The 10,074-nt window shown below is 40.8% G+C and carries 9 protein-coding genes and 1 riboswitch; of the genes, 5 read left to right on the top strand and 4 right to left on the bottom strand.

Annotated elements, in window-relative coordinates:
* The coding region (locus BM291_RS09145; protein ID WP_139229066.1) for an integrase core domain-containing protein at positions 1–307 on the top strand (307 nt) is incomplete at its 5' end.
* Positions 308–374: 67 nt separating this feature from the next.
* Here BM291_RS09145 and BM291_RS09140 read toward each other — a convergent pair.
* From BM291_RS09140 to BM291_RS09125, 4 genes are all read right to left on the bottom strand, one after another.
* On the bottom strand, positions 375–1,526 hold the full coding sequence (locus tag BM291_RS09140; RefSeq protein WP_092896502.1) for an aminotransferase class V-fold PLP-dependent enzyme: 1,152 nt from the start codon (positions 1,524–1,526) through the stop codon (positions 375–377).
* 52 nt (positions 1,527–1,578) lie between these two features.
* On the bottom strand, positions 1,579–2,295 hold the full coding sequence (locus BM291_RS09135; RefSeq protein ID WP_092896500.1) for an EcsC family protein: 717 nt from the start codon (positions 2,293–2,295) through the stop codon (positions 1,579–1,581).
* Between the two features lie 74 nt (positions 2,296–2,369).
* Entirely contained in the window at positions 2,370–3,116 is a 747-nt protein-coding gene (locus BM291_RS09130; protein WP_092896498.1) for a hypothetical protein, read from the bottom strand.
* A 222-nt stretch (positions 3,117–3,338) separates the two neighbouring features.
* Complete coding sequence (locus BM291_RS09125; protein WP_092896496.1) at positions 3,339–6,038, bottom strand: M14 family metallopeptidase; 2,700 nt, start codon at positions 6,036–6,038, stop codon at positions 3,339–3,341.
* A 384-nt stretch (positions 6,039–6,422) separates the two neighbouring features.
* Between BM291_RS09125 and BM291_RS09120 the strand changes: the two genes are divergently transcribed.
* The 4 genes from BM291_RS09120 (at position 6,423) to BM291_RS09105 (ending at position 10,036) form a co-directional block, all read left to right on the top strand.
* Positions 6,423–7,349: a ribose-phosphate pyrophosphokinase gene (locus BM291_RS09120; RefSeq protein ID WP_092896494.1), complete on the top strand. Its 927-nt coding sequence runs from the start codon at positions 6,423–6,425 to the stop codon at positions 7,347–7,349.
* Positions 7,350–7,376: 27 nt separating this feature from the next.
* Positions 7,377–7,958: a 50S ribosomal protein L25/general stress protein Ctc gene (locus BM291_RS09115; protein ID WP_092896492.1), complete on the top strand. Its 582-nt coding sequence runs from the start codon at positions 7,377–7,379 to the stop codon at positions 7,956–7,958.
* Positions 7,959–8,037: 79 nt separating this feature from the next.
* Positions 8,038–8,598 carry an aminoacyl-tRNA hydrolase gene (gene pth, locus BM291_RS09110; RefSeq protein WP_092896490.1) on the top strand — a complete coding sequence of 187 codons (561 nt, stop codon included), beginning with the start codon at positions 8,038–8,040 and terminating at the stop codon, positions 8,596–8,598.
* A gap of 59 nt (positions 8,599–8,657) precedes the next feature.
* A riboswitch (SAM riboswitch) is annotated at positions 8,658–8,760 on the top strand.
* 103 nt (positions 8,761–8,863) lie between these two features.
* The gene (locus tag BM291_RS09105) at positions 8,864–10,036 is read left to right on the top strand and encodes a trans-sulfuration enzyme family protein (RefSeq protein ID WP_092896488.1); all 1,173 of its coding nucleotides are present in this window, start codon (positions 8,864–8,866) and stop codon (positions 10,034–10,036) included.
* Positions 10,037–10,074: the final 38 nt, after the last annotated feature.

Here is a 10,074-nt window from a genome sequence, read left to right as displayed (position 1 = left end):
CTATCAAGCCTTACTGGAAAAGTATCAAATCAGCTGTAGCATGACAGAAAGCTATGATCCATACCAAAATGCGGTGGCAGAAAGAGTCAACGGAATACTGAAACATGAATTTATTCTGGGGATCATAATCCATGATTTAGAACTGATGGACAAACTGATAAAAGAGTCTATTTATATTTACAATAATGAAAGACCACATTGGAGTTGTCGGATGGAAACACCAACCAAAATGCACCTGCAAGACAGCATAAAGATTAGAACCTACAAAAAGAAAAATAGCACCGTGTCGAAACCCGATGCTATCTAAATTATCCTTTAAAACTGTAACGCCTATTCAGGACTAGTCAATTTTTTCCAATATCGAGAACTTATTCTTAACACCTACTAGACTCTAATACCTGAATCAACTTCTCAATGTCTTCAGTAGTATTAAACACATTCACAGAAACACGCAAGTTGCCTCCACGATTGGATACTGAAAGCTTGTTCATCTTCAGGTTATTTTTCAATAACTCCTTATCAATGTCCTCAGGAAGTTTTAAACCAAAAAGGTGATGCGATGTATACAGTTCGTCTTCAAGTATTACATCCCTGCTTTTTAGATAGCTATAAAGAGGAATTGTAAGCTCTTGACAATAGCTCTCTATCTCTGGGACTGTCCATTCATTAATCTGCCTCAAAGACTCATTCAGCATTGGCAAAAGGATGAAATTGCTCATCTCTCCCACATTATACCGTCCAGAATCCTCCGTATACTCATGATCGTAATTGGTCAAGTTGCCGAAATCATGAGAATTGGTGCGATTCAGCCAGGATTCCTCCAGCGGCTTTCCATTGTCGAAGGCATGACCGAAATAGGAGATCCCCATTCCGTAAGGACCAAGTAGCCATTTGTAACCTGCACAGATCAAGGCATCAATTTTAAAGCGTTTCACGTCCATCTGAGCCGCACCAGTAGATTGAGTGCCGTCTACTATGAAAATCGCTCCTACCGTCTTACATTTTTGCCCTATGCTCTCTAGATCGAATTTCAATCCATTCATCCAGTGCACAGAGGACATCAGTACCACAGCGGTCTCTGAAGTGATACTTTCCAACAAGTTTTTGTTCCAGCTTTCTCCGAGTGTTGGAGCATCCTTATTAGGGCCCACTACTTTAAGCGCAGCTTGATTCTCATCACACCATGTTTTCAGAGAAAAATAGCCGCTTGGAAATTCATCCTCCAATACAATCGCATGCTGACCTAGATCGCATGAAATATTACGAAGAGCAGTCGCAAAGCCATAAGAACTTGAGGGGATCAATGCCACTTGCAACGGGTCACAATTTACCAACTCAGCAAAGTGCCCTTTAACGTCTCTCGCAGTAGTGAAGAAATCTTCGGGTGCTATACTCGTGGGATTCCTTTCCCGAATGAGCGCTCCAATAGCAGCTTGCTCAGCCGATTTCATAAGAGGCCCCTTATACCCACAATTGAGATAATGTATAGCTGGATTAAGGCTAAAAAGATGTTTCTGAGAGTCCATAAATATTAAATTAATTCGTTTTGGATTACAACAGTTCCGACTTAGCGGATCATCATTCTAACACTCGTAATCTATAAGCGTTCATTGCATACTTTCCAAGATGGGCCGTCAAGCGATAATTGGCAATCGCCCCTACTCCTGCTCCTACGATTGGAATCAACTGAGCCAGTTTCGCAAGGTCTATATAATCTCTGTAGTCCAATTGAAAAGTTTTCCAATCAAACTCCCTCATATCACTGGGCAAAGTGCCCCTATATTCCTCCCAATTTTCCACAAGTCCAATCAGATCATTACGTCTTTGCTGAGAGGAAAAACTAAGTTGAAAAACATAAAGCAAAAATAAACGCTCATGGTAATCCTTGGTATCAAAACCATAAAGCGCTGCGATATCAAAAAGCATTTTCATCTTGATCGTTAGAAAAGCTGGAAAATCCGCAAAACCTAACAAAATCCCTCCAGCACCAGTGACTGCACCTTCTGCAGAAGCCGTATTTCTGTACCATTTGATTCTACTTCTCACCTTAAACTCTCGCTGCTTGAATGACAGACTTTCATGGGGCTTAGGGACAATCCAGCTCGAGCCGGTAAGGACTACTTTGACCATATGCTCAATAGCAGTCGTCACCACCTTGTGGACCTTTTCAGGAATCCACTGATTGATTTTATTCTGAATCCCATGTGTAAGCTTTCCCCCAAGACTTGGCTTTTTCTTCATTTTGTACTGCCAAAGTGCGAGTTCAGCATGGGCATAATGTAAATAAGAGTCCATAAAATTAAACTAGTTAACTTTTCTGTCTAACGGATTTCTGAGTAATAGTTACTAAGATCTAACTCTTTGATGGATCATTCATCAAAGCCTGGTCTAATGAATTGAGCATAATTTGGAACCAAATCAGCCAACAGATTTCTGGATTTCTCCAAAAGGACCAACAAGCTCAAAATTGAGTCCTGCTCCGATCTTAATGCGTCTAGCAATATGCTCCAAGCTTGCATACTTCGCTCAATCGAGATCATCGCAATCTTTGCTGATCCATTATAACTTTTTTCAGATTCCGGGTACTCTTCCCAAAAGTCATCAGAAATATCATTAAGCACTCTTTTAGATTTTACATGGATAAAAAACAAATACCATTGAATCACTTCAAGCCCCTCTTCAATTTTAGCACCTTGAATCTGAGCCTCAGAAAGATCCATCAACCCAAGATTTACTTGCTGAGATAATTCTGCCAAATAGTCTTTCACTTTTGATGAGTCAAGCCATTCTTTACCTTCAAATAAATATTTATTAGTAATCACACTCAATGCATGTTCATCTAGTAATTCATCCTCAGGCGACATGGAGGTATCATTCTTATTTTCTTCAACGATATTGTCGATATCAAACCCATTGCCCTCTGCCATTAAACGAAGCATCTCCAAAGTCTCCTTGAAATTCTGGGATAAATCATTCCAAAAATCCTCTGGATCCTTTAAATCTCTTTCTCCCTCCTTTTCAAAAACTCTGCATCTGGCTGTAAATGAACAGCGTTCACACCAGCGATCGCACCAATTGTGTATACCTGAAATAAAAATTGAATCGTCGTTATCCATGGATCAATGAAAAAAGGTGAGGGATATGAATACGTTTAAGTTAAAAAAGATTTGTGAAATAAAGTGCCTTAACAAGGCACAGTCCTTAGAGACTGAGAAGAAGGAAATACAAATAGATTATGCTCACTGCAATAACCTGCGAATCTACCGTAGTGAAAGAATAATAATCATAAAAAAACCGCCTCTCTCAAGGCGGTTTTCAATAATCAGAATACGATTCTCTTATTTATACAATCCATTAAACAGCATTTTAAAGGTCCCATGCGACTGAGCTCTGAAGGTAATTTCTGGCCCAAAGGCATAAAACTTTCCTTTGCCCATTTGAGCTTCGAAGGCAGTAACTCCATTTCTCAAATAAGACTGTCCAAATGCCCATCCACTTCTCAATGGCTCTTCTTCTCCGAACCATGCGATTGGCTTCACTCCTTTATTTGCCGCTGAAGGTGACAATTTGAATACTGGGCTTCTATTGAACATGATGTAGGCACTTTCACCCATACCGTAGTTCATCGGCACAGAATTATCTACATGCATCTCCAATACTGAGCCTGGCACATAATATTTCTCACCGCTAAGAGATTTAGCTTTTCCATCAATCCCAATCTCTACCAAAGCATCTTCCACAGGCAAATTAAAGTGATAGGCCAGATCTGTTGCAGAACCTACAGAGATCACCTTTCCACCTTTCTCTATGAAGGATTTCAACTCAGGCACTGACTTATCAGCACTAAAGCTCCCCAACATATGACGATACTTTTGATCAATTTCTTCAGGCTTGGGCTGAGAACGAGAATAGCCTCTAGAACCAGCAGCAGGAATCCCTGAACTGATAAATAGTAACACATCATACTTCTCATTCAGGTTGCCCGCATCGATCTCCTCAGGGAACACCAATTGGTATTCAAAGTGAAATTGCTCCATCATCCAGCGAACCCATCCTGAAGGCATAGAGCCACCATAGTAGTCATATAGACCGATTCTAGCTGGCTGGATTAAAGTCGCTCCCTTAGGCATAGATGCCGGCACTGGATATACTCCATATTCTTTGGCAGCCAGCTCCAATTCTTTTTTACCTCCACTTACGTAGAATGAACCAACCGGTAGACCATCCACTGACGTACTAGTTCTGTAAACTTTTACTTTCGCTTTCAGCAAATCATTCACTGCCATAAAGCTGTTATTATTTCTAGCATCAAGTAAATAACCTGATCCATTTGCTAACGTTTTCGCTGGAGGAGTTTGAATTTCTCCGTAAGGCATTCTCTCGAAAGGGCCTTCAAAACCTTCATACTGCTTATCCACTTCTACACCCATCTGCAAAGCAAGCGTCCAACCGGCTGCATCATATGGTCTGATCGGAGGTCCGCCTGGATACAAGAAATCATTAGGATGATCTTGTGGTTCAAACATATCGATCACGTGCGGACGGAAGGCTTGAGCTGTTTTCACTATGAAGGAATTGGCTGGATAGGTCTTACCATTCACCGTAAATTCCTTAGTCGCTTTCTCTACAAGTATTCCTGACTTGATCAAAGCATTCATGAATTTCACCGCAGTAGGAAAGTCTGGCTGATCCGCAGAAAGAATGTAACCACGCGGATCCCTATTCGCTGGCGCGTTGTAGATTGAATCGTAAAGTTCAGCTGGCATTCCGCCTCTTGATCTCTCACCACCTCTGCTTTTATCTGATGCTTTGAATGCATCCTCTACTGCTTGCGCATATTTAGGATACATAGTCACATTATCCTGACTTCCTTTCTCAATGGACTTTCTCCCCATCAAGTAAATATTGTAAAGCAACTCATCACCATGCCTCACTGCATGATTGAAAATCGCATAATTTAAAGATACCGAGTAATCAATTGATCTACGGAAAGGCCATTCCTGAGGAGCTACTGGATATGGTGTACCATTATTTGGAATAAGGCGGTCCGGCACCAAAGGAACACTGTATGGAGTAGGGTTACCGATGATCTCTGTAAGAATCCCAATAATATTATGGTAGTAAGGAGTCGTTCTCAGCCCACCGTTCCACCAAGTGGAGAATACAGAACCATCCAGTCTGGTATAGCCTGGCTTATCTTCTGTATGCATTCTATTGATCATTGCTGCACCTACAGCATCTAGACTAGTGATAATCAATGGGTCAAACACATGGTTAAATGGATCTCTATATGGAGGACCAGCCACCACAGTACCTGCTGGAGCTGTCTGATGGTGATTGTAGATGATCTGTGGAATCCACTCTACATACTGTTGTAAAGACATATTAGCAGCTTCGCTCATGTTGTTCATGTAGAAATCACGGTTGTTATCATGCCCTACGTACTTCTGGTATAGAATCGGGATATTTTGATCACGTTCAGTAGAATCTTCCTTTCTCATATACCAATCAGACATGATTTCCATCCCATCAGGGTTAGCATGCACAAGCAAAATAATCACGTCATCAAGAATTTTCAGTGTCTCCGCATCATCTCTTGAAGCTAGTTGGTAAAGTGTTTCAATCAGCTGATGTGGACCTACTACTTCATTTGCATGCAAACCTCCATCTACCCACACAACAGGCTTACCTTCTATTGAAAGCTTTTCTGCTTCTTCTTTGGTAATCTCAGCATGTGCAAGTTTCTGCGAGATCTCTCTGTATTGTTCTAGCTTCGCAAAATTAGCTGGGGCAGTCACGATCATCATAGGTTGAGATCTACCGTACTCGGTTTTGCCTATCTCTACCATTTTCACGCGTTCACTCGCATCTGCCACTTTCTTGAAGTATGCTTCTGTCTGGGAGAAATTGGCAAGTTTATAATCGTCACCTATATCAAAGCCAAAATGTGATTTTGGTGTAGGGACATTTTGCGCAAAAGAGCCAAAAGAAATGGCAAATATGAGCGCTAGAAAAGTAAATCGTAATCTCATAAACATTCGGGTTGGTTTATAATCTGGTATTTCACTTCCAAAATAACATGAAAAAAGCAGCTACTTTGGATCGAGAGCCTGTAATCTTGAAATTTTACAGGACTGGAGAAAAAAGGCAATAAGCTTATCAATGAAAGTGAGAAAACAAGTCATAAACTCATTTAAACTTGTGGTTCATCTAATTGTGATGTGATGATCAACCACCAGTCATCATATATACATGACTGAAAACTGAATCTTTTACCCCTGTAATTACAAAATGAGCCTAATACTATCAAAAGTCAAAATTATCTTCCGATTCAACTTCAAACACCTTAGCCATCCATTCAAAAATTATTACTTTTGATCTTAAGTCCTTTCCAAACCTTTCCCGAAAAAAAACTACTAACCATGTCCGAGGTTAAAATATTTTCAGGCACTAACAGCCAATCACTTGCCGAGAAAGTCGCTAAAAACTATGGCAAAAAGCTTGGCGATCTTACGCTATCTAAATTTAGTGACGGCGAATTATCTCCCAGCTTCAATGAATCCATTAGAGGGTGCACCGTCTTTTTAGTACAAAGCACTACCCCTCCTAGCGACAACCTTTTGGAGCTTTGCTTGATGATAGACGCTGCCAAAAGAGCAAGTGCATATAAAGTATGTGCTGTAATTCCTTATTTCGGATATGCTAGACAAGACAGGAAAGATAGACCGCGTGTATCCATCGCTGCTAAGGCAATCGCCAATATGATTACCTCTGCAGGAGCGGATCGGATCATGACTTGTGATCTCCACGCCGGACAAATTCAAGGTTTTTTCGATATACCTTTGGATCATTTGAATGGATCAGCTATTTTTGTGCCCTATTTGAATTCGCTCAGGCTCCCAGATATGATTTTTGCATCACCAGATGTAGGAGGAGTAGCGAGAGCCAGGTCTTATGCCAAGCATTTTGAAGTAGAAATGGTAGTCTGTGATAAGCACAGAAAAAGAGCCAACGAGATTGCATCTATGCAAGTAATCGGAGATGTAGAGGGAAAAGATGTTATTCTTGTGGACGATTTAGTGGATACAGCAGGCACGCTCTGCAAAGCCGCAGAAATGGTCATGGAGAAAGGAGCTAATTCAGTAAGAGCTATTGCAACGCATGGCGTCCTTTCTGGAAAAGCTTACGAGAACATCGAAAACTCAGTTTTGGAAGAATTGGTTATCACTGATACCATCTTCCCTAAACAACAATCATCCAAAATCAGAGTACTGACAGTCGCTGACCTATTCGCAAAGGCTATCCATGCCGTGACAGGAAACACCTCTATCAGTTCTTTATTTATTTAAGAACCAATTTAATACAAATACAATAATATGAAAACACTAGAGGTTATAGGGTTTAAAAGAGCAAATCTCGACAGTGCCAGTCTTTCTGAAGTGAGAGAATCAGGTAATGTTCCCTGTGTGGTTTACGGACCTGGTATCAAAGAGCAGATTCACTTCTACTCTCCAATCATCCTTTTCAGAGACTTAATTTACACTCCTGAAGTTCACTTGGTTGAATTGAATATCGAAGGTACTATCATCAAGGCAGTATTGAAAGATGCTCAGTACCACCCGGTAAGTGAGGCTATTCTTCACGCTGACTTTGTAGCTTATGCTGATGATAAGCCTATCAAATTCGAAATTCCTGTGAAAATTGTTGGTAGCTCTCCAGGTATCGCAAAAGGTGGTAAATTAGAATTGAAAACTAGAGTATTGAAAGTAAAAGGTCTTGCAAACGACTTCCCTGACTTTATTCCTGTTGACATCTCTAAACTTGATCTGGGTAAATCATTCAAAGTTGAAGATATTGAAGTTCAAGGATTTGAAATCCTTACAAGCCCTAACGTTTCTATCGTGACTATTGGTATTCCAAGAGCACTTAGAGGCAAGAAAGGCGGAGACGAAGAATAGATTTAGTCTCTTATTCATTCAAAATCCTGCCCATAACTGGGCAGGATTTTTTATTTTCAAGCCTTATAGCTGCAGTAAGATGAAATATCTAATCATTGGCCTAGGAAACATTGGCCCAGAATACGAACTCACACGACATAACATTGGATTCCTGACTGTGGACCGACTTGCTGACGCAAAAGAATGTTCATGGAAAAGCGATAGACTAGCTTTCAAAACAGAATTCAAACACAAAGGCAGAACCATCCACATGATCAAGCCTACGACTTATATGAATCTAAGTGGTAAGGCGATGAATTACTGGATGAAGGAGCTCCAAGTAACCAAAGAGAATACGCTGGTAATCGTGGATGATGTAGCTATCCCTTTTGGTAAACTTCGCATGAAACCGAAAGGAAGTGCAGCTGGTCATAATGGCCTGAAAAACATAGAGGAACTCACTGGTGGTCAAAACTACCCGAGACTTAGAATGGGTATAGGAGATGATTTCCCAAAAGGAAGACAAATTGATTTTGTTTTAGGGAAATTCACCACTCCAGAATTTGCAGAACTACCTATAGTAATGGACAAAGCAATCGAAATGAGCCTTACTTTTTGCTCAATTGGAATAGAACGAACTATGAATCAATTTAACGATTGATCGAATAAGATTTGGAATTCCCCAAATCTCGATCTTTCTTTGCATCACTTCAGGCAACTGATTTATAAAGAAGAGGCGAGAGATTAGGCTCTATGACCCTCTGGCAACCATCCCGAAACGGAGAACGGTGCCAAATCCTACCCTATGCGGGAACTATAGATTGGCTTACTTCACAAATAATCCCTTTTAGTTCGTTTACCGCCTTTGGGTTTGATTTTCTCAAATCTGCTTGATTAGTATTGTCAAAATCTAAACTGATCAATAAATGAGTAAGCACTTCGAAACGAATTCTGTACGGATTTCACCATCAAAGTCCAGCCAAAGAGAGCACTCTGCTCCGATCTATCTTACTTCAAGTTTTACCTTTGATTCTGCAGAAGAAGCAAGAGCTACTTTTGCAGATGAAATAGAAGGAAATATCTATTCACGATATGCCAATCCTAACTCCAGCGACTTGATAGAAAAAGTGTGCGCAGCTGAGGGAACTGAAGATGGATTTGCCACAGCTTCCGGTATGGCTGCAATGTTTGGAAGTATTGCAGCGCTTCTACAGCAAGGAGATCATGTACTTGCTGCTCGTTCCTTATTCGGATCTACTCACCAGCTTTTGACACGAGTATTTCCTAAATGGGGTATTACCTCAACTTACGGTGATATATCTGATTATTTAAATTGGGATAAACTAGTACAGCCCAACACCAAAATGCTTTTTATCGAAACTCCTTCCAATCCTGGCTTGGAGATAATCGATTTGGAATGGGCTGGAAAATTTGCGGAAGCACATAATCTGATCTTAGTGGTGGACAACTGCTTTGCTTCCCCTTACCTGCAGCAGCCAGCCAAATGGGGTGCTCACATCGTGACTCATAGCGCGACCAAATACATTGACGGACAGGGAAGAGTTCTTGGTGGTTTGATTTTAGGCAAAGCTAATTTGATGAAAGAGGTACACTTTTTCGCTAGGCACACAGGACCTTCTATCTCTCCATTCAACGCATGGATTCTTGCAAAAAGTATGGAAACGCTTGGATTGAGAATGGACAGGCATTGCAGCAATGCACTTACTGTAGCTGATTATTTTGAAGGAAATCCAGAAATTCTTGCAGTAAAATATCCTTTTCTCAAATCACATCCGCAATACGAAATTGCCAAAAAGCAAATGAGTCAAGGTGGCGGAGTAATAACACTAGACTTAAAAGGTGGAGTACAACGTGCACAGCGATTTATCGACAAACTTCAGATGATCTCTATCACTGCTAATCTTGGTGATAGTCGAAGCATTGTCACTCATCCAGCTTCCACGACACACAGCAAGCTCTCGGTGGAAGAAAGAGCCCAAGTCGGCATATCAGACGGATTGGTCAGACTATCGATCGGATTAGAGCACTATGAAGATATCATTCTTGACGTAGAGAGAGCGATTGACAGTTCAAAGTAAAAAAGAATGCCCCCAATAAGGAAGAAGATCCTTACTGG

It is taken from the genome of Algoriphagus aquimarinus (genome assembly GCF_900112005.1).
In the GTDB taxonomy this organism is placed as follows: domain Bacteria; phylum Bacteroidota; class Bacteroidia; order Cytophagales; family Cyclobacteriaceae; genus Algoriphagus; species Algoriphagus aquimarinus.
The sequence above is the reverse complement of the archived record's forward strand: the minus strand, read 5'-3'. Positions and strand labels throughout refer to the sequence as shown.

Bases quoted from the DNA above. Each gene is read 5' to 3' on its own strand.
- BM291_RS09140 (WP_092896502.1), bottom strand. From the start codon at position 1,526: ATGGACTCTCAGAAACATCTTTTTAGCCTTAATCCAGCTATACATTAT.
- BM291_RS09130 (WP_092896498.1), bottom strand. From the start codon at position 3,116: ATGGATAACGACGATTCAATTTTTATTTCAGGTATACACAATTGGTGC.
- BM291_RS09135 (WP_092896500.1), bottom strand. From the start codon at position 2,295: ATGGACTCTTATTTACATTATGCCCATGCTGAACTCGCACTTTGGCAG.
- pth (WP_092896490.1), top strand. From the start codon at position 8,038: ATGAAATATCTAATCATTGGCCTAGGAAACATTGGCCCAGAATACGAA.
- BM291_RS09120 (WP_092896494.1), top strand. From the start codon at position 6,423: ATGTCCGAGGTTAAAATATTTTCAGGCACTAACAGCCAATCACTTGCC.
- BM291_RS09115 (WP_092896492.1), top strand. From the start codon at position 7,377: ATGAAAACACTAGAGGTTATAGGGTTTAAAAGAGCAAATCTCGACAGT.
- BM291_RS09125 (WP_092896496.1), bottom strand. From the start codon at position 6,038: ATGTTTATGAGATTACGATTTACTTTTCTAGCGCTCATATTTGCCATT.
- BM291_RS09105 (WP_092896488.1), top strand. From the start codon at position 8,864: ATGAGTAAGCACTTCGAAACGAATTCTGTACGGATTTCACCATCAAAG.